The following is an 18,559-nucleotide window of genomic DNA, read 5'->3' on the forward strand; positions in this document are numbered from 1 at the left end:
AGAGCCCGAAGGCTCTGGAACGATGGGGATGGTTTTGCGCTGCTTAGAGTCGTCAGCAGAATTCAAAGCAAATTACTTCGTGGCAGCAGGTTTGTTAGAGAAGCCCCAAACATAAGCAGTCAACACGTGGATTTGTGACTCTGTCAAACGGCCTTCTTGTGCAGGCATTTGGTTCACTTTACCGTTGTTGATCATGGCGGTGATGGCCTCTTCGCCCCAACCGTGCAACCAGATCTTGTCAGTCAGGTTGGCAGAACCCACCGCTTGCATACCAGCGCCATCAGGGCCGTGACATGCAGCACATGCACCGAACTTGCCTTTACCCAAAGCGGCACGCACAGAGTCGTGTGGGCTACCAGACAAGCTCATCACGTAGTGAGACACGTTGCGCACATCGTCAGGTGTACCCACGGCAGCAGCCATAGGAGGCATTTGACCAATGCGACCTTTGGTGATGGTCTCTTTGATCTTGTCGGTTGTGCCGCCGTGCAACCAGTCCTTGTCGGTCAAGTTGGGGAAGCCTTTTGAACCGCGTGCATCAGAGCCGTGGCACTGTGCGCAGTTGTTCATGAACAAACGCTCGCCCACAGCCATGGCCTTGGGGTCTTGAGACAGTTGCTCTGGTGTTTGTGCATTGAAAGCCGCATACAGTGGCTCCAACTCTTGGTTGGCTTTGGCCACTTCAGCTTCGTATTGACCGGCTGAGCTCCAGCCCAATTTGCCAGCAAAGCTACCCAAACCTGGGTATGCCAAACCGTACACCACAGCAAACACCATGGTGATGATGAACAACCACAACCACCAACGTGGCAACGGATTGTTCATTTCGCGCAAATCACCGTCCCACACGTGGCCAGTGGTACCGTCTTCTTCGTGTGCAGACACCTTGACTTTGGCCGAGAACCACAGCAAAAACGCGCAGTACACGATACCCAAAATTGCAATGGCAGATACGAAGATCGACCAAAAATTACTTGTGAAATCACTCATGATTCGATTCCTTTACAAAGACCTCTAGGCCTTAGTCTTGATCGAGGGGCAGCTTCGAGGCTGCCTCAAAATCTTCTTTGTTACGTCGAGAAAAAGCCCAGACCATGATGCCGACAAACACAGCAAATGACAGCACCGTGGTGATGACTCGCAGATCGTTGACATCCATGGTCATGTCTCCTTATTTGAGCGCGAGACCCAAGCCTTGGAGGTAAGCAATCACAGCTTCAAGTTCAGTTTTACCTGTCACATCTTCCGCTGCTTTAGCGATTTCTTCATCCGTATAAGGCACGCCCACTTTACGCAAAGCGCTCATGTTGGCAGGCACTTGTGCAGCGTTCACCACGTTCTTAGCCAACCATGGGTATTCAGGCATGTTGGACTCAGGCACCACATCGCGTGGATTGTTCAAGTGAACACGGTGCCATTCGTCGCTGTACTTGCCGCCCACGCGAGCCAAGTCTGGACCGGTGCGCTTGCTGCCCCATTGGAAGGGGTGGTCATACACAGACTCGCCAGCCACTGAGTAGTGACCGTAACGCAGTGTTTCTGCGCGGAAGGGACGAATCATTTGTGAATGGCAGTTGTAGCAACCTTCGCGGATGTACACATCGCGACCAGCCAACTGCAATGCGGTGTAAGGCTTGACGCCCGTCACAGGTTCAGTGGTGGATTTTTGGAAGAACAAAGGCACGATCTCGACCAAGCCGCCGAAAGCTACAGCGATCAAGATCAACACGATCATCAAAAAGTTGCTGGTCTCCACACGTGCGTGTGACAAGCCGCCTTGGGAATGGTTATCAGACATTTATTTCTCCTCAGGCGTGTGCAGGTGCTGGAATGGCAACGGTGGCTGCTTGACCGTTGGTCGCAGTTTTCACAACGTTCCACAACATGATGATCATGCCGCTCAGGTACAGCAAGCCGCCGCACACACGAATCACGTAGAACGGATAAGTGGCTTTGACAGACTCCACGAAGGTGTAAGTCAATGTGCCGTCCGCATTGATAGCGCGCCACATCAAACCTTGCATCACACCGGCAATCCACATGGCAGCGATGTACAACACGATACCGATGGTGGCCAACCAGAAGTGCACTTCGATGGCTTTGACGCTGAACATTTCCTTGCGGCCAAACAACTTAGGCACCAAGTAATAGATAGACCCCATGGACACCAAGCCCACCCAGCCCAAAGCACCAGAGTGCACGTGGCCCACGGTCCAATCGGTGTAGTGAGACAAAGCGTTCACTGTCTTGATGGCCATCATGGGACCTTCGAACGTGGACATACCGTAGAACGACAAGGACACGATCAAGAAGCGCAAGATAGGGTCGTCACGCAGTTTGTGCCATGCGCCAGACAAGGTCATGATGCCGTTGATCATGCCGCCCCAGCTAGGAGCCAACAACACCAAAGAGAACACCATACCCAAAGACTGAGTCCAGTCAGGCAACGCGGTGTAGTGCAAGTGGTGAGGACCCGCCCACATGTAAGTGAAGATCAAAGCCCAGAAGTGGACGATGGACAAACGGTAAGAGTAAACAGGGCGACCAGCTTGCTTGGGGATGAAGTAGTACATCATGCCCAAGAAGCCAGCGGTCAAGAAGAAGCCCACGGCATTGTGGCCGTACCACCACTGCACCATGGCGTCTTGTGCGCCAGCGTATGCAGAGTAAGACTTCATCATGCCAGCAGGAATCGCTGCGCTATTGACGATGTGCAACAAAGCCACCGCAATAATGAAGGCACCGTAGAACCAGTTGGCCACATAAATGTGTTTGATCTTGCGTGTACCGACGGTGCCGAAGAACACCACAGCGTACGCAACCCACACCACAGCGATCAAGATGTCGATGGGCCACTCGAGTTCAGCGTATTCCTTACCTTGGGTAAAACCCAAAGGCAAGCTCACAGCCGCAGCCAAGATGACCAACTGCCAACCCCAGAAGGTGAAGGAAGCGAGCTTAGGCAAGAACAAAGCGGTGTGGCAAGTGCGCTGCACCACGTAGTAACTGGTCGCAAACAGCGCAGAACCGCCGAACGCAAAAATCACCGCATTGGTGTGCAACGGACGCAGACGACCGTAAGTCAACCAAGGGATACCAAAGTTAAGTTCAGGCCAAGCAAGCTGCGATGCGACGATAACGCCCACCAACATGCCCACAACGCCCCAAACCACCGCCATGATGGAAAACTGCCGTACAACGGTATCGTTGTAAACAGCGTGCTCTGATGTGTTCATCGGTCACCTTTCATTTTTCAAACCAGTATCCTCAAATAACTCAAAAAAGTTATTGATTCAAATCAATCGTCTCGAAGAATACGCTCGCCTTCTTGCTCTACGCTGTCAAATTGGCCTCTATGGATGGCCCACCAGAGGCCTCCCAAGATGAAAAGAACCAAAAGCACCGACAGCGGGATCAACAAATACAAGATATCCATCAAAATCCTTTGGTGAGTCGCAAAGAGTTCAACACAACCCACAACGAGCTCAGCGCCATACCCAAGCCAGCCAACCATGCGGGCAACAACCCGACCACAGCCAATGGCACGCACAAGGCGTTGTAGACGGCAGCCCACACCAAGTTTTGCTTGACCACCCTGAGGGTGTGTCTGGCCAACTTGACACTTTGCGCCACCACCAACAAGCTGCCCCCCATCAGCACCAAGTCCGATTTGGACTGCGCCAAGGGCACCGCATTGCCAAACGCCATGGACACATGGGCACCTGCCAAAACGGGACCATCATTGAGGCCATCACCCACCATCGCCACCCGCGCGCCTTGCGACTGCGCAGCTTGCATGCGTGAGAGCTTGTCTTGCGGTGTACACGCCCCAAAAGCCTGGGCAATACCCACTTCTTGGGCCACATGCTGAGCTGATTCGGGCCTGTCACCCGACAGCAGCCATACATCGACATTCAAACTTTTCAGCGCTTGCACGGTCTGCACCGCGTCATCGCGAACATCTTCGGACAGCCGCCAGCTCGCCAACCACTCGTTTTCAGTACACAAGTGTACTTGGCAAAGACTGGCTTTATCGGGTATTCCCTTGGTTTTTGGCGCACAAAACTTGGCAGAACCCAAGCGCAGCAAACCATCCAGCTGCCCCTCTAAGCCAAGACCAATCATTTCGTTTACATCTTGTGCATCGAGTGCATCCCCCTGCCCTGACGCGTCGTGCGCTTTGACCAAGGCACGTGACAAAGGATGCAAGGAATGCTTGGCCAATGCCGCGGCCAAGCGCAAGGCGTATTCGGGGGATATGCCCTCAGCCGTCATCACCTGCGTGATGCGCTGACCGTCTTGCGTGAGCGTGCCCGTCTTGTCAAAAATCAAAGTGTCAATCTCAGCCAACGACTCCAAGGCTTGCAGATTGCGCACCAAAACACCGTGACGTGCCAAATTACCAGCAGCAGCCAACATGGCTGCGGGCGTGGCCAAAGACAAGGCGCAGGGACACGTCACCACCAACACAGCCACCGCAATCATCAAGGCATGCCCCGGATTGGTGGGCCACCAATACACGGCCGAAAGCACTGCCAACACCAACACGCCTATCAAAAACGGTTTGGCAATGCGATCGGCCAACTGCGCCAAGCGTGGTTTTTGCAAGGAAGCGTTTTCCATCAACGACACGATTTGCGAGAACTGCGTGCCCTCGCCCACCTGCACCACACGCACAGTGACGATGCCGCTCAGGTTGTGGCTACCTGCCACCACCGTGTCACCCTCACCACGCGATTGCGGGTGCGACTCTCCCGTGAGCAAAGCCTCATCGGTCAGCGTCTGCCCTTGCAAAATGACACCGTCGGCCGGAAAGCTCTCCGCGGGCGATACACGAATCACATCTCCCACCATCACACGTCGAACAGCCACACGCTCAAAATCGCCGTTGGGCAACTGGCGTTCCACGCTGTCGGGCAAACGGTTCATCAAGGCTTCTAAGGCACCTGCTGTGCGGTCGCGCACGCGTAGCTCTAGCCAACGCCCTGTGAGCAAGAAGAACACAAACATGGTGAGCGAGTCGTAATACACCTCCGCACCAAAAATACCGTTCGGTTCGAACGTGGCCACCGAACTGAGCAAGAACGTGATCACCATGCCCAAGGCCACTGGCAAATCCATGCTCACTTGACGTGCGCGAATGTCACGCAGGGCGTTGCTAAAAAATGGTCCGCACGAAAACAAGACCACGGGCAAGGTCAGCACCCACGAGGCCCAGCGCAGCAAAAACACCATGTCAGCTGTGATGTCTCCCTCTTGCGCCACGTAGGCTGGGTAGGCATACATCATCACCTGCATCATGCAAAAGCCAGCAACCAACCAGCGCCACAAGGCACGTCGACCTTCTTCATGGCGGGCTTGGCGCAAACTGCTGTCGGCTGCAGGCAACGCGCCGTAGCCCACTTTGTGGATGGCAGCCATCCACGCCGAAGGTTTGACTTGGCGCTCCGACCACACCACTTTGGCGCGATGCGTTGCGGCATTGACTTCGGCCGACTGCACGCCAGGCACTGACATGAGCGCCGCTTCCACTGTGAATGCGCAGGCGGCACAGTGCATGCCTTGAATGACCACATGGGAATCCCAGCAGTCATTGGCTTGAGGGTTTTGTTTATTTTTGTGCTGCTGACTGAATCGCAACCACTCTTGGCGGTCGTCAAGCAGTTCAACCATCGATGAATCTGGATGCATAGGTATGTAGCCTAACGGCTGGGTCTAACTTAGACTTGACGTGTATCAACACGGGTTTTGATACATGGGTTAAGCTAAACCATCAAAATCAACAAGAGGAGCAGTTTATGTACAAACGCATTTTGGTCGCGACAGATGGTTCTACCTTGTCCAAAAAAGCCATCAACAGCGCCATTGAATTGGCGGCCTTGAGTGGCGCTGAGCTGATTGCAGTCAAGGTTACCCCACGTTACCCACAAAGTTACTTCGAAGGCTCCTTGCCATTGACGGCATCAGAAGTTTCCAAAATTGAAAAAGGCTGGACAGACGGCGCACAAAAAGTGTTGGACGCTGTCGTGAAATCCGCCAAAGCCAAAGGTGTGAACACCAAAGCCGTGGTTGTCAAATCCGACATCGTGTCTGACGCACTGATCGCTGCTGCCAAAAAACACAAGGCCGATTTGATCGTCATGGCCTCACACGGCCGCCGTGGCATCAAGCGCTTGCTGTTGGGCAGCGAGACACAACAGGTGTTGACACACGCCAACGTACCGGTGTTGGTGCTGCGTTAATCACCTCACGCTGCACACTCAAAAGCCGCTCACTGAGCGGCTTTCCTATTTAAGCGCTCACGCGTTGCTTCGCCGCTTGGTACTCACGCTTCAAACGCGCCACCAACTCTGCGGCAGGGACCACGGCTTTGACCACACCAATGCCTTGGCCGCAGCCCCAAATGTCTTTCCAAGCTTTTTGTGCGCCGCCCCCAAAGTTCATCTTGCTCGGATCGCTCTCGGGTAGGTTGGCAGGATCAAGACCTGCCTTGCGAATCGACGGGGCCAAGTAGTTGCCGTGCACACCGGTGAACAAATTGCTCAACACAATGTCATCCGATGTGGCGTCTACCACCGCCTGTTTGTATTCCTCTGCTGCTCTGGCCTCTTCGGTCGCAATGAAAGCGGAGCCAATGTAGGCAAAGTCTGCGCCCATGGCTTGCGCAGCCAAGATGGCCCCGCCCGTGGCAATGGAGCCACTCAAAGCCAAGGGACCATCAAACCACTCGCGAATTTCTTGAATCAAAGCAAATGGGCTCTTCACGCCTGCATGCCCCCCAGCGCCAGCTGCCACGGCAATCAAACCATCAGCGCCTTTTTCTATCGCCTTTTTGGCAAAGGTGTTGTTGATGACATCGTGCATCACGATGCCACCGTAGCTGTGCGCAGCGGCATTCACATCCTCACGCGCCCCGAGCGACGTGATGATGATGGGCACCTTGTACTTCACACACATGGCCATGTCGTGCTCTAAGCGGTCATTGCTTTTGTGGACGATTTGATTGATGGCAAATGGTGCTGCGGGTTGGTCGGGGTGATCGCGGTTGTGCGCGGCCAAGGCCTCCGTGATTTCAATCAACCACTCCTCCAGTTGCTCAGCAGGGCGTGCATTCAGCGCGGGCATCGATCCCACCACCCCCGCCTTGCACTGCGCAATCACCAGCTTAGGTGTGCTGAGAATGAACATGGGCGAAGCAATGACTGGAAATTTGAGTGCATCGAAAACGGCAGGGAGTTTAGACATGCGTCGCGCTTTCAAAAAGTAATGTGCCTAGGGCACAGGGTGTTTGATCCAAGCTGAGATTTGGGCTACCGCCTCGGACTCCATCTCAATGTAGCCATGGTAGTGAAAAGCCTCACACGGTGGGCCTGTGGGGTTTTGCCCGCCATCGACTTCCATGTATTTCTTAACGGGAGCCGCCGTGAGCTTGCCCATCAATCGTGCGGCCAAATACGGCGGCGTGATTTTGCAACTGTCTTTGGCATGTTGATGTACCAGTACTGGGACGCTCAATTTATCTAAAGGCAAGTCCGACACTGAACCACCGAATTGGTGACCACTCAAAGTGGCGGTCAACACCACACCTTGAATGGAAAAACCCAGATCAATCCCTGCGGCTGCGGCACTGATGGTGCCTTGGCTCGTGCCCACCAACCAAATAGGCGCAGGGCTGCGCGTGCGAATGTCTTGCAGCACCGCTCGCACATCCGCAAAGTGCTCAGGCGACTGACGAAACACTGGGTTGAGTTTGGGCATATCGCTGGGATTGCCCATCAAAGCCACGTTGAAACCCGCCTTGGCAAATTCGTCGCGGCTGCGAATCAAGAAGTTGCCCGACTTAGGCTCGCCATCGCGGTAGCCAATGCCGCCCGTGCCGCCTGAAAAAAGCACCACAGTGGCTGCAGCACCGTCACGCGGCATCCACCAGTAACCGGTGGTGACCTCGGGGCGTGTGCTCACCGACATCAATCGATCCGCCGCCCAAGCAGGTGCAAGCAAACATGCCAGCACGCAGCCCACACAAGCGGCACGAAGAAGACTTCGAATGCGAGCGAGGCCGCGCATGGCTTGGTTTTAGAACGCGTCGAGCGCCAACTCAGTCACGCTGTCCGCACCGTCCACGATGCTGTCGCGCATGCCTGGCACTTTGGTCAAGATGTGGTCGGCATAGAAACGCGCCGTGGTGATTTTGGATTGCATGAACACCGCGTCGTTGCCTTTGGCCAGTTCAGCCTCAGCCACCAACAACGCACGTGCCATTTGCCAGCCTGCCACCAAGTTGCCGGTGAGCATGAGGTAGGGCACGCTGCCAGCAAACACGGCATTGGGGCTGGCTTTGGCGCCTGCCACCACGAAGTCGACGACATCCAAGAAAGCTTCGCGGGCTGCTTTCAAACGTGCGGCCATCGCCTTGGCGTTGGCACTGCCGCTCTTTAACAAGTCAGCCTCGGTGTTGGCGATTTGCGCTGCAATGCCTTTGGCGGTTTGACCACCGTCACGACCTGTTTTCCGGCCAATCAAGTCGTTGGCTTGAATGGCAGTCGTGCCTTCGTAAATCGTCAAAATTTTGGAATCGCGGTAGTACTGTGCCGCACCTGTTTCTTCAATGAAGCCCATGCCGCCGTGCACTTGCACGCCAAGGCTGGTGACTTCCAAACTCATCTCGGTGCTGAAGCCTTTGACCAAAGGCACCAAGAACTCATAGAACGCCAAGTTCTCTTTGCGGGTGTCAGCATCTGGATGGTGGTGCGATGCGTCGTACGCAGCAGCAGCCACAGTAGCCATCGCACGGCAGCCTTCGGTGTAGGCGCGCATGGTCATCAACATGCGGCGCACATCTGGGTGGTGAATGATGGGGGCGCTGGTCTTCATGCTGCCGTCCACAGGGCGGCTTTGCACGCGGTCGCGCGAGAACGTCACTGCCTTTTGGTACGCACGCTCGGCAATGGAGATGCCTTGCACGCCCACAGCGTAACGCGCGGCGTTCATCATGATGAACATGTATTCGAGGCCACGGTTTTCTTCACCGACGAGGTAACCAATCGCACCACCATGGTCGCCATACTGCAACACGGCTGTGGGGCTGGCTTTGATGCCCATCTTGTGCTCGATGCTCACGCAGTGCACATCGTTGCGTGCGCCCAATGAGCCATCTTTGTTCACCATGAACTTAGGCACCACAAACAAGCTGATGCCCTTCACGCCTTCGGGAGCGCCTTGCACACGGGCCAACACCAAGTGAATGATGTTCTCAGCCATGTCGTGCTCACCGTAGGTGATGAAAATCTTGGTGCCAAACACTTTGTAAGTGCCATCAGGCAAAGGCTCGGCACGGCTGCGCACAGCGGCCAAGTCAGAGCCCGCTTGTGGCTCGGTCAAGTTCATCGTGCCGGTCCACTCGCCGGAGATGAGCTTCTCGAGGTACGTGGCTTTCAGTTCGTCAGAGCCTGCTGTGAGCAGGGCCTCAATCGCGCCATCGGTCAACATGGGACACAAGGCAAAACTCATGTTGGCCGAGTTGAGCATTTCGCCGCACGCCGCGCCAATGGTCTTGGGCAAGCCTTGGCCGCCGAAGTCACCAGGATGCTGCAAGCTTTGCCAACCGCCTTCGCAATACTGTTGGTAGGCTTCTTTGAAGCCGGGCGTGGTGGTGACATGGCCATCTTTGAAAGACGATGGGTTTTTGTCGCCTTCCCAGTTCAAAGGCGCCAACACGTCTTGGGTCAGCTTGGCACTTTCTTCCAACACAGCTTGGGCAGTTTCCACACCCATGTCTTCAAACGCAGGAATTTGGGCCACTTGGTTGAGACCAGCCAAGTGCTCCATGTTGAACAGCATGTCTTTGACGGGGGCGATGTAACTCATGTTCTATGTCTCCAAAAATTGGTCAAGAAAAAAGCACCCCGCAGAGTGCTTTTTAAAACGTGTGATTAAAGGGCTGACACCAGCTCAGGCACAGCGGTGAAGAGGTCGGCCTCCAAACCGAAGTCCGCCACGCTGAAGATGGGGGCTTCTGGGTCTTTGTTGATCGCCACGATCACCTTGGAATCTTTCATGCCCGCCAAGTGCTGAATCGCACCGCTGATGCCGCAGGCCACATACAACTGGGGCGCGACGATCTTGCCGGTTTGACCCACTTGCAAGTCGTTGGCGGCATAGCCTGCATCCACCGCAGCGCGGCTCGCACCAATGGCCGCACCGAGTTTGTCGGCGAGTGGCGTCATGACTTCATTGAACTTCTCTGAGCTACCCAAAGCACGGCCACCCGACACAATGATCTTGGCGGCGGTCAGCTCAGGACGGTCGCTCTTGGTCACTTCGCGGCCCACAAAGCTGCTCTTGCCTGAATCGGCTGCGGCTGCTGCGGTTTCGACAGCAGCAGAACCACCTGTGGCAGCGGCTGCATCAAAACCTGTGGTGCGCACAGTGATGACTTTCACCGCATCGGCGCTTTGCACGGTGGCAATGGCGTTACCGGCGTAGATGGGGCGCTCAAACGTGTCAGGGCTGTCCACCTTGGTGATGTCGCTGATCTGGCCCACATCCAACTTAGCAGCCACGCGAGGGGCAACGTTTTTGCCGTTGGCAGTCGCAGGGAACAAGATGTGGGTGTAGTTGCTAACAATGGACAAGACTTGCGCTGCCACGTTCTCAGCCAAACCTGCTTCAAGGCTTGCACCGTCGGCGTGAATCACTTTGCTCACGCCTGCAATTTGCGCTGCAGCGGCTGCAGCGGCACCTGCGTTGTGGCCAGCCACCAACACATGCACATCAGCGCCAATGGCTGCTGCGGCTGTGACGGTGTTCAAGGTTGCGCCTTTGATGCTGGCGTTGTCGTGTTCTGCAATAACGAGGGATGTCATGTTGTTTCTTCCTGCGTTTTTAAATTAGATAACTTTGGCAACGTTCTTGAGCTTGTCCACCAAGGTCGCCACATCTGGCACCTTGATGCCCGCGCTGCGCTTGGCAGGCTCGACCACTTTGAGGGTCTTGATGCGAGGCGCCACATCCACGCCCAAGTCTTCGGGCTTGAAGGTGTCGAGCTGTTTTTTCTTGGCCTTCATGATGTTGGGCAAGGTCACATAGCGAGGCTCGTTCAAGCGCAAGTCGGTGGTCACCACGGCTGGCAAGTTCACAGAGACAGTTTCCAAACCGCCATCCACCTCGCGGGTCACGCTGGCTTTGTCGGCGCTCAGTTCAACTTTAGAAGCAAAGGTCGCTTGCGGCATGTCAGTCAAAGCCGCCAACATTTGGCCAGTTTGGTTGCAGTCGTCGTCAATCGCTTGTTTGCCCAAGATCACCAAGCCGGGTTGCTCTTTGTCCACCAAAGCTTTGAGCAGTTTGGCCACAGCCAAGGGTTGCAGCTCTTCAGCGGTTTCCACCAAGATGCCACGATCCGCACCAATGGCCATCGCGGTGCGCAAAGTTTCTTGGCACTGCGCCACGCCGCAAGACACAGCAATCACTTCAGTGACCACGCCCTTTTCTTTGAGGCGCACAGCTTCTTCCACCGCAATCTCATCAAACGGGTTCATGCTCATTTTGACGTTGGCAATGTCAACGCCTGAGTTGTCCGACTTCACGCGGACCTTGACGTTGTAGTCCACCACGCGTTTGACAGCGACCAAAACTTTCATGGCAAAAGCTCCAATTTTTAGAATTAAACAGATTGACGTTTACGTAAACGTAACATTGTAGTTAGCAAACCGACTTTTTGATAGAACGACCGTGCTTTTTTAGGGAAGTCCCTAGGAAAAACTCATGCCGGATGGCGCAAAACCACCTCTTGAGGGGAATGCACCAGCATCACCCCGTCAGCACGTAAAGCGCTCAAAGCCGCAATATTGACACGCGAACGCGTCAGCGATTGGCCATTGACGGGGTCTTCCATCCAAAAATTCAGGTTGAATCGTAAGCCTTGGGGCGCCACCTCGCCTAGCAAAGCCTGAGGCGCGGGCTGAGACAACACCCATTCGACACCCAAGGCCGCTCGAACCAGCAAATCTTGCACACGTTCGACATCACTTTCCAAACCCACCCAAAACGTGCAGGTTTGCAGCAAGTGGCGGCTTTCCAAGGACAAGTTCTCCACACGTTGCGTCAAAAGCAACTCGTTAGGCACCACTGATTCGCTGCCATTGCTCGCACGCACCAAGGTATAGCGCGTCTTGATGTCGGTCACACGGCCTTCAAAGCCATCTACGCGCACAAAGTCGCCAATACGCAGCGAGCGTTCCAGCAAGATGACAAAACCACTCACATAGTTGGCCGCGAGTTTTTGCAAGCCAAAACCAATCCCCACGCCCAAGGCTCCACCCAAGACAGAAAGTGCCGTGAGGTCAAACCCCAGAGAAGACAAGGCAAACAAAGTGCCAATGACCAACAACAACACGCGCAACGCGTTGGCGGCCACTTTGCGCATCGACAAATCGTCAAACGCACGGTTGAGCACACGTTGTTCCAGCGTCGCTGACAGCCACAGCGCCAGCACCAACACCAAGCTCGAGGTGAACACCACCTCCAACACATGCGTCACGCTCACATGGGTCTTGCCAAGGGTGAACTGCAAGCCATCGAGCTCATCGACCATCGGCCCCCACCAGCCCGTGACCCACAGCACCGCCAAGCCCCACGCCAGCCAAGACACCACTTGTTCTAGGATGCGCGCCCAACGCGAATGAGGAAACACCGCCGCCAACACACGGGCAATCAAGCGAATCAACACCAACGACACCAGCACCGGCAAAGCCACCTTGAGCACCGACACACGCTGGGTCTTCATGAGCACCAGTTTCAAGCCATAGGTCAGCACGAGCGCCAAGCTGGGAAACAACAAGCCGTCCACCAAGCGACGGCCAAACAAAATCGAACCACGCGCCGTGGATTGCCGACCCAAGGCCCAGCTCACCCCCCAAGCCAAGGCCAAACACAACACCAAACCGGCGAGCTCTAACACGATTGCTGGACTCTGCAGGTCCAGCAACAACTCTTGCAATTCATTCATGGATTAAATATCGGCTAATACGCGCACATGCGCTTCCACGCTGCGACTCAGCGAGCTCAAATCGTACCCGCCTTCGAGGCAAGACACGATGCGCCCTTGTGCATGACGTGCGGCAATGTCGCGCAGCCGGTGGGTGATCCAAGCGTAGTCTTGCTCGACCAAGCCCATCTGCCCCATGTCGTCTTCGCGGTGCGCATCAAAACCCGCGCTGATGAAAATCATCTCAGGTTTGAATTCTTCAAGGCGGGGCACCCAATAGGTCTCAATCAACTCGCGAACCTCCATGCCCTTGGTATATGCAGGCACAGGAATGTTCACCATATTGGCGGCAGGGTTCTCGGTGCCGCTGTGGGGATAAAACGGGTGCTGAAAAAAACTGACCATCAACACGCGATCATCGCCACTCAAAATGTCTTCGGTGCCGTTGCCGTGGTGCACATCAAAGTCCACCACCGCAACACGCTTCAACCCGTGACGCTCCAGCGCGTACTTGGCCGCAATGGCGATGTTGTTGAAAAAGCAAAAGCCGCCTGCCTTGGCACGTTCTGCATGGTGCCCAGGTGGGCGAATCGCACAAAACGCATTGCTCAATTCACCGGCAATCACAGCATCGGTGGCAGCCACCGCCGCGCCTGCTGACGCCAATGCGGCTTTCCAGGTGAAACTGTTGATGCTGGTGTCTGCATCCAAGTGCCCGTAAGCGGGGCCACCTGCAGCCATGTCTTCTACCAATTGGTCGGAGAGCCCACGCAATGAGGCGATGTACATGCGGTCATGCGCCAGCTCAATGTCCGCCAACGGCGCTTCGGGCGCTTCCATGGGGGTCAGACCTAAATCGACGCCACTGATGAGCAATCGGTCTTGAATGGCGCTGAGCCGCTCGGGACATTCGGGATGTCCTTCACCCATCTCGTGCTTCAAGCACAGCGGGTGTGTGTAATAGCCTGTTTTACTCATCGCGTGTCTGCCTCAATCTTCTTGAAGTCAGCTTACCATGTAGGCCTTGCTTTTTCCCTTGCAAATCCTGCGTGAAAACACATACAGCCCCGTTTCATATGGCTTTGCAGCCAACTCTTGCGTTACGTCAAATCACCACCGGCTTGTTGCTAATGGCTGCATTGACGGCGACCGCCTCCACCAAACCGCATGCGAAAGCTCACAAATCAGCCGCCCACAAAGTGGCTGCGCACAAAGCATCGACCAAAGGCCCGGCCTTTGGGAAAACGACAACAGCCTTAGCCCTGGCCGATGAGCTGGCCCAACAATACGACTTGCCCAAAACATGGGTACGCGAACAAATCAGCCAAGCCCAGCACCTCAAAGGCGTGCCCAAAATGGTCATGCCGCCGTCTGTGCCTACCGCCAAAAACTGGCGCGCTTACCGCGAGCGTTTCATCGAAAGCCGCCGCATCGAGGCCGGCACACAGTTTTGGCAAACCTACCAAAGCGCCTTAGCCCGCGCCGAGCAAACCTATGGTGTTCCTGCCGAAATGGTGGTGGGCATCATCGGCGTCGAAACCTTTTACGGTCAAAACATGGGCAACTATCGCGTGCTTGATGCGCTGACCACCCTCACCCTCAACTTCCCCAGCGCACACCCACGCGCCGCTGAACGACAAGCGTTTTTCAAATCAGAGCTGGGGCACTTCTTGGTGCAAGCGCACAAGCAAGGCGATGCAAATGCCACCGGCAGTTTTGCAGGCGCCATGGGCTGGCCGCAGTTCATGCCATCGAGCATTGCCAAATTTGCGGTGGACTTTGATGGCGATGGCCGCATCGATTTGCGCAACAGCCCTGTAGACGCGATTGGTTCGGTGGCCAATTACTTCAAAGCCTTTGGTTGGCAAACGGGCATGCCCACGCACTACCCCGTCAGCTTTGATGAAGCGCGTTTGGATAAACCCACCTTGCTCGCGCCCGACATCTTGCCCTCATTCAGCGTGAGCAACTTCACTGCCAAAGGCGCGGTACTGGACGAACAAGCGCAAAAGCACAACGGACAACTGGCGTTGGTGGAGTTGTTCAATGGCGATGAGCCCCCCAGCTATGTGGCGGGCACCGATAACTTTTATGTGGTGACACGATACAACTGGAGCAGTTACTACGCCCTAGCGGTGATTGAGTTGGGGCAAGCGGTGAAAGCAAATCGTGCGTTGACGTCTATCCAGTCCAGCGCACGCTAAAAAAATCGCTCAGCCTTTGGGCAAACTAGGCTTGTCATGGATTTCACGCACCACGGCGTCTTCTATGACATCCGCGTTGCGACCGCTGGCTGGGGTATGCCCATGTGCTTCATGCCATTGGCCATCACTGGTGCGTGACCAGCTGGCCCAACTAGCCCCCTGCCCCGATGGCATGCTTTTGCGCATGATTTGAATTTGCTGCCACATCAACAGCACTTGTGGTTTTTGACCCGTTGCGAGCCAACGCAAACAAGCGAACACCACATACAAAGTCAGCCAACACAACACACCGATGGCAAACAAAGTGGCGAATGCCATGCCCATCAGCGCGAAGATCAAACGTGTGAAAAATGCCATGACTTGATATTACCTTTGCACACTTTGCGAACTTTGCACCAAGGCCCACTGCACACACTCCCGCACCACCTCGCTCGGATGCATGAGACGTGCTTGCAAGGCGTGTCGTAACGACGCATCGTCCGCCTGACGCAACGCGTTGCCCGAAGCCACCGCCAAATTACGCAGCCAGCGCACATGACCAATACGACGAATGGGGCTGCCCTCGGTGTAGCGCAAAAACTCTTCTTCGGTCCACGCCAACAAGCACGCCATGCCCTGCCCCACCAAGCCTGCACGCACATCGAAGTCGGGCAAGCTTGAACTCTGAGCAAACTTGTTCCATGGGCATATCAGCTGGCAGTCGTCGCAGCCATAGATGTGGTTGCCCATCAAAGGGCGCAGCGCTTCGTCGATGGCGCCATCGTGCTCAATCGTTAAATACGAAATGCAGCGGCGTGCATCCACCAAACCTTCGGCCACGATGGCTTGCGTGGGGCACACGTCGATGCATGCGGTGCATTGGCCGCAGTGAGCGCTGGTGGGTTCTGATGCGGGCAAAGCCACGTTCAAAAAAATCTCGCCCAAGAAAAACATCGAGCCTGCTTCGCGGTTGAGCACCAAGCTGTGCTTGCCGCGCCAGCCTTGTCCGCTGCGCGTGGCAAGCTCGGCCTCAAGCACGGGGGCTGAATCGGTGAAGGCGCGGTATTCAAAGCCATCGGGTTTCAGGGTATCGACCAACAAGGCATCGATTTGCTGAGCCAAGGTGTCGAGCCGGTTGCGCAGCACTTTGTGGTAGTCGCGCCCTCGGGCATAGACCGAGACCACAGCCTCATGCGGGTTGCGCAAGCGCTGCCACTCCACCTCTTGCCAGCCCTCGGTGGTGTCACGCGGCAAGTAGTTCATGCGGGCGGTCAGCACGCTCAAGGTGCCAGGCACCAGCTCAGCAGGTCGCGCGCGTTTCATGCCGTGGCGAGCCATGTAGTCCATGCTGCCGTGGAAGTTTTGGGCCAGCCAATGTTGCAAATGTGGCTCGGCCGAGGACAAATCCAAAGGGGCCACCGCAATTTGCGAAAATCCCAGTGTTTGTCCTAAAGCCTGAATTTGCGTGAGCAACAATTTGTAATCGATTGACAACGGACACCTTTGAATAATTTGCCCATTGTAAAAACTCTGGTTTGGCCCGATGAAGCCGCCACCGCTGCGTTTGCCACGCAGCTGGCTGCCGCATTGACACGCGCCGACCTGAATGCTTGCATCGCCTTGCACGGCGATTTGGGCGCGGGCAAAACCACCTTCGTGCGCCACCTGTTGCGTGCCTTGGGCGTTGAGGGCCGCATCAAAAGCCCCACCTATGCCGTGGTCGAGCCTTACATGGTGACAGCAGGCGACGTGTGGCACTTCGACTTCTACCGCTTCAGCGACCCACGCGAGTGGGAAGACGCTGGTTTTCGCGACATCTTTGCAAGCACAGGCTTGAAGCTGTGCGAATGGCCGCAAAACGCCGCAGGCGTGATGCCCACGCCCGACCTTGAACTCGACATCCAAGTAGACGACACCGAGCAACGCCAAGTGCGCATCAGCGCCCTCACCCCGCGCGGGCAGGAGCTGCTGGCATGACGCAGCACACAGGCATTCAGCGTCGTCGCCTTTTGCAAGGCGGCTCGCTCGCGTTGTTGCTGGGCAATGCCGACATCGCTTGGGGTGCCAGCATCGTGGCTGTGCGCGTGTGGCCCGCTGCAGCCTACACACGCGTGACGATTGAAAGCGACACCGCACTCAAAACAGTGCCCATCTTTGTGGCCAACCCACCGCGCTTGGCGGTGGACATTGAAGGCATTGAGCTCAACCCCGCCCTCAAAGAACTCGTGGGCAAAGTGCGCTCGGACGACCCCTACATCACGGGCGTGCGCGTGGGCCAGTACGCTAACAAAACCGTGCGCTTGGTGCTGGACTTGCGCCGCATGGTCAAGCCGCAAGTGTTCAACTTGCAGCCCGTGAAGACCGGTAACACGCAATACCAACACCGCTTGGTGCTCGACCTTTACCCTTCTGAAGTGGCCGACCCTCTCGAAGCCTTGATTGTCGACAAGCTCAAAGGCGGCACGACCTACAACGCGCCATCGATGACGGCCACGCCAACGCCGCCCCCCGCATCGAAGCTCGGCACACATGCCGACCCTGTGGACGACTTGATGGCTAAACCCAACGCCCCCTCTGAACCAGCTTCAGCGGCTGCCTCTGCGGCTTCAGCCCCTATCACCACAGCAGCTTCGGTGGCATCTCAACCCGACGCAGAGCGTTTCATCATCGTCGCGCTGGACCCAGGTCATGGCGGAGAAGACCCCGGCGCCTCTGGGCCCAGTGGCACGCGCGAAAAAGATGTGGTGTTGAAAATTGCACACCGTTTGCGCGACCGCATCAACAAAACCGTCATCAAAACCAAGCATGGCAGTTTGCCTATGCGGGCTTACCTCACACGCGATGCCGATTACTTTGTGCCACTGCAACAGCGCGTCGAAAAAGCCCGCAAGGTGCAAGCCGATTTGTTCATCAGCATCCATGCCGATGCGTTTCAAACGCCTAATGCCAAAGGTGCCAGCGTGTTTGCCTTGAGCGATGGCGCAGCATCGAGCGCGGCTGCTAAGTGGATGGCAAAGCAGGAAAACCGTGCCGACTTGATTGGCGGCTTGAACATCAAGAGCCAAGACGCCGCCGTTCAACGCGCCTTGCTCGACATGAGCACCACCGCGCAAATCAAAGACAGCCTCAAGCTCGGCAGTGCGATGCTCGGGCAAATCAAACACATCGGCAAACTGCACAAGGGCCGCGTGGAGCAAGCGGGTTTTGCCGTGCTCAAAGCGCCCGACATCCCCAGCGTGCTGGTAGAAACAGCCTTCATCAGCAATCCCGAAGAAGAGCGCCGCTTGGTCAGCCCGCAATACCAAAACGATTTGGCCGATGCGCTGATGAAGGGCATTGAGCGCTACTTCTCACGCAACCCGCCGCTGGCCAAAACACGCAACACTTAAAC

The 18,559-nt window shown here is 55.9% G+C and carries 19 protein-coding genes; 4 read left to right on the forward strand and 15 right to left on the reverse strand.

Features of this window, described 5'->3' with window-relative positions; translation table 11 throughout:
* Positions 1 to 72 precede the first annotated feature (72 nt).
* From ccoP to QMG27_RS08505, 6 genes are all read right to left on the reverse strand, one after another.
* Complete coding sequence (gene ccoP, locus QMG27_RS08480; RefSeq protein WP_281810626.1) at positions 73 to 990, reverse strand: cytochrome-c oxidase, cbb3-type subunit III; 918 nt, start codon at positions 988 to 990, stop codon at positions 73 to 75.
* Positions 991 to 1,021: 31 nt separating this feature from the next.
* Entirely contained in the window at positions 1,022 to 1,159 is a 138-nt protein-coding gene (locus tag QMG27_RS08485; RefSeq protein ID WP_281810627.1) for a cbb3-type cytochrome c oxidase subunit 3, read from the reverse strand.
* Positions 1,160 to 1,171: 12 nt separating this feature from the next.
* Complete coding sequence (gene ccoO, locus QMG27_RS08490; RefSeq protein WP_281810628.1) at positions 1,172 to 1,798, reverse strand: cytochrome-c oxidase, cbb3-type subunit II; 627 nt, start codon at positions 1,796 to 1,798, stop codon at positions 1,172 to 1,174.
* A gap of 10 nt (positions 1,799 to 1,808) precedes the next feature.
* Positions 1,809 to 3,236 (reverse strand): cytochrome-c oxidase, cbb3-type subunit I, encoded by a 1,428-nt coding sequence (ccoN, locus tag QMG27_RS08495; protein WP_281810629.1) that lies wholly within the window; start codon positions 3,234 to 3,236, stop codon positions 1,809 to 1,811.
* A 62-nt stretch (positions 3,237 to 3,298) separates the two neighbouring features.
* Positions 3,299 to 3,436 (reverse strand): cbb3-type cytochrome oxidase assembly protein CcoS, encoded by a 138-nt coding sequence (gene ccoS, locus QMG27_RS08500; RefSeq protein WP_281810630.1) that lies wholly within the window; start codon positions 3,434 to 3,436, stop codon positions 3,299 to 3,301.
* Complete coding sequence (locus QMG27_RS08505; RefSeq protein WP_281810631.1) at positions 3,436 to 5,691, reverse strand: cation-translocating P-type ATPase; 2,256 nt, start codon at positions 5,689 to 5,691, stop codon at positions 3,436 to 3,438. Before QMG27_RS08505 ends, ccoS begins: the two co-directional genes overlap by 1 nt.
* Before the next feature lie 107 nt (positions 5,692 to 5,798).
* Between QMG27_RS08505 and QMG27_RS08510 the strand changes: the two genes are divergently transcribed.
* Positions 5,799 to 6,242 carry a universal stress protein gene (locus QMG27_RS08510; protein WP_281810632.1) on the forward strand — a complete coding sequence of 148 codons (444 nt, stop codon included), beginning with the start codon at positions 5,799 to 5,801 and terminating at the stop codon, positions 6,240 to 6,242.
* A gap of 49 nt (positions 6,243 to 6,291) precedes the next feature.
* Here the strand turns inward: QMG27_RS08510 and QMG27_RS08515 are convergent, their stop codons facing one another.
* From QMG27_RS08515 to QMG27_RS08545, 7 genes are all read right to left on the reverse strand, one after another.
* Positions 6,292 to 7,245 (reverse strand): nitronate monooxygenase family protein, encoded by a 954-nt coding sequence (locus tag QMG27_RS08515; protein ID WP_281810633.1) that lies wholly within the window; start codon positions 7,243 to 7,245, stop codon positions 6,292 to 6,294.
* 27 nt (positions 7,246 to 7,272) lie between these two features.
* Positions 7,273 to 8,067, reverse strand: a complete 795-nt coding sequence (locus QMG27_RS08520) for an alpha/beta hydrolase (protein ID WP_281810634.1) — start codon at positions 8,065 to 8,067, stop codon at positions 7,273 to 7,275.
* Between the two features lie 9 nt (positions 8,068 to 8,076).
* On the reverse strand, positions 8,077 to 9,867 hold the full coding sequence (locus QMG27_RS08525) for an acyl-CoA dehydrogenase C-terminal domain-containing protein (RefSeq protein ID WP_281810635.1): 1,791 nt from the start codon (positions 9,865 to 9,867) through the stop codon (positions 8,077 to 8,079).
* Positions 9,868 to 9,932: 65 nt separating this feature from the next.
* Positions 9,933 to 10,865 carry an FAD-binding protein gene (locus QMG27_RS08530; protein ID WP_281810636.1) on the reverse strand — a complete coding sequence of 311 codons (933 nt, stop codon included), beginning with the start codon at positions 10,863 to 10,865 and terminating at the stop codon, positions 9,933 to 9,935.
* 24 nt (positions 10,866 to 10,889) lie between these two features.
* Positions 10,890 to 11,639, reverse strand: a complete 750-nt coding sequence (locus QMG27_RS08535) for an electron transfer flavoprotein subunit beta/FixA family protein (RefSeq protein ID WP_281810637.1) — start codon at positions 11,637 to 11,639, stop codon at positions 10,890 to 10,892.
* A 122-nt stretch (positions 11,640 to 11,761) separates the two neighbouring features.
* Entirely contained in the window at positions 11,762 to 13,006 is a 1,245-nt protein-coding gene (locus QMG27_RS08540; RefSeq protein WP_281810638.1) for a mechanosensitive ion channel domain-containing protein, read from the reverse strand.
* Between the two features lie 3 nt (positions 13,007 to 13,009).
* Entirely contained in the window at positions 13,010 to 13,963 is a 954-nt protein-coding gene (locus tag QMG27_RS08545; RefSeq protein WP_281810639.1) for a histone deacetylase family protein, read from the reverse strand.
* Positions 13,964 to 14,034: 71 nt separating this feature from the next.
* Here QMG27_RS08545 and mltB point away from each other — a divergent pair, with 71 nt between their 5' ends.
* The gene (gene mltB, locus QMG27_RS08550; RefSeq protein WP_281810640.1) at positions 14,035 to 15,189 is read left to right on the forward strand and encodes a lytic murein transglycosylase B; all 1,155 of its coding nucleotides are present in this window, start codon (positions 14,035 to 14,037) and stop codon (positions 15,187 to 15,189) included.
* 9 nt (positions 15,190 to 15,198) lie between these two features.
* On the opposite strand, the gene QMG27_RS08555 is transcribed toward mltB, so the two are convergent.
* Positions 15,199 to 15,546 (reverse strand): hypothetical protein, encoded by a 348-nt coding sequence (locus tag QMG27_RS08555; protein WP_281810641.1) that lies wholly within the window; start codon positions 15,544 to 15,546, stop codon positions 15,199 to 15,201.
* A 9-nt stretch (positions 15,547 to 15,555) separates the two neighbouring features.
* Entirely contained in the window at positions 15,556 to 16,641 is a 1,086-nt protein-coding gene (queG, locus tag QMG27_RS08560) for a tRNA epoxyqueuosine(34) reductase QueG (RefSeq protein ID WP_281814580.1), read from the reverse strand.
* A gap of 39 nt (positions 16,642 to 16,680) precedes the next feature.
* On the opposite strand from queG, the gene tsaE reads away from it, so the two are divergent.
* Both tsaE and QMG27_RS08570 read left to right on the forward strand, forming a co-directional pair.
* Positions 16,681 to 17,145: a tRNA (adenosine(37)-N6)-threonylcarbamoyltransferase complex ATPase subunit type 1 TsaE gene (gene tsaE / locus QMG27_RS08565; protein WP_281810642.1), complete on the forward strand. Its 465-nt coding sequence runs from the start codon at positions 16,681 to 16,683 to the stop codon at positions 17,143 to 17,145.
* Entirely contained in the window at positions 17,142 to 18,557 is a 1,416-nt protein-coding gene (locus tag QMG27_RS08570) for an N-acetylmuramoyl-L-alanine amidase (RefSeq protein WP_281810643.1), read from the forward strand. The genes tsaE and QMG27_RS08570 overlap by 4 nt, the downstream gene beginning before the upstream one ends.
* Positions 18,558 to 18,559: the final 2 nt, after the last annotated feature.

This window comes from Limnohabitans sp. MORI2, assembly GCF_027925025.1.
Lineage (GTDB): Bacteria > Pseudomonadota > Gammaproteobacteria > Burkholderiales > Burkholderiaceae_C > Limnohabitans.

What these genes read in the sequence shown, in the direction of transcription:
- ccoP (WP_281810626.1), bottom strand. Translation starts at nt 990, where the DNA reads ATGAGTGATTTCACAAGTAATTTTTGGTCGATCTTCGTATCTGCCATT.
- QMG27_RS08485 (WP_281810627.1), bottom strand. Translation starts at nt 1,159, where the DNA reads ATGGATGTCAACGATCTGCGAGTCATCACCACGGTGCTGTCATTTGCT.
- ccoO (WP_281810628.1), bottom strand. Translation starts at nt 1,798, where the DNA reads ATGTCTGATAACCATTCCCAAGGCGGCTTGTCACACGCACGTGTGGAG.
- ccoN (WP_281810629.1), bottom strand. Translation starts at nt 3,236, where the DNA reads ATGAACACATCAGAGCACGCTGTTTACAACGATACCGTTGTACGGCAG.
- ccoS (WP_281810630.1), bottom strand. Translation starts at nt 3,436, where the DNA reads ATGGATATCTTGTATTTGTTGATCCCGCTGTCGGTGCTTTTGGTTCTT.
- QMG27_RS08505 (WP_281810631.1), bottom strand. Translation starts at nt 5,691, where the DNA reads ATGCATCCAGATTCATCGATGGTTGAACTGCTTGACGACCGCCAAGAG.
- QMG27_RS08510 (WP_281810632.1), top strand. Translation starts at nt 5,799, where the DNA reads ATGTACAAACGCATTTTGGTCGCGACAGATGGTTCTACCTTGTCCAAA.
- QMG27_RS08515 (WP_281810633.1), bottom strand. Translation starts at nt 7,245, where the DNA reads ATGTCTAAACTCCCTGCCGTTTTCGATGCACTCAAATTTCCAGTCATT.
- QMG27_RS08520 (WP_281810634.1), bottom strand. Translation starts at nt 8,067, where the DNA reads ATGCGCGGCCTCGCTCGCATTCGAAGTCTTCTTCGTGCCGCTTGTGTG.
- QMG27_RS08525 (WP_281810635.1), bottom strand. Translation starts at nt 9,867, where the DNA reads ATGAGTTACATCGCCCCCGTCAAAGACATGCTGTTCAACATGGAGCAC.
- QMG27_RS08530 (WP_281810636.1), bottom strand. Translation starts at nt 10,865, where the DNA reads ATGACATCCCTCGTTATTGCAGAACACGACAACGCCAGCATCAAAGGC.
- QMG27_RS08535 (WP_281810637.1), bottom strand. Translation starts at nt 11,639, where the DNA reads ATGAAAGTTTTGGTCGCTGTCAAACGCGTGGTGGACTACAACGTCAAG.
- QMG27_RS08540 (WP_281810638.1), bottom strand. Translation starts at nt 13,006, where the DNA reads ATGAATGAATTGCAAGAGTTGTTGCTGGACCTGCAGAGTCCAGCAATC.
- QMG27_RS08545 (WP_281810639.1), bottom strand. Translation starts at nt 13,963, where the DNA reads ATGAGTAAAACAGGCTATTACACACACCCGCTGTGCTTGAAGCACGAG.
- QMG27_RS08555 (WP_281810641.1), bottom strand. Translation starts at nt 15,546, where the DNA reads ATGGCATTTTTCACACGTTTGATCTTCGCGCTGATGGGCATGGCATTC.
- QMG27_RS08570 (WP_281810643.1), top strand. Translation starts at nt 17,142, where the DNA reads ATGACGCAGCACACAGGCATTCAGCGTCGTCGCCTTTTGCAAGGCGGC.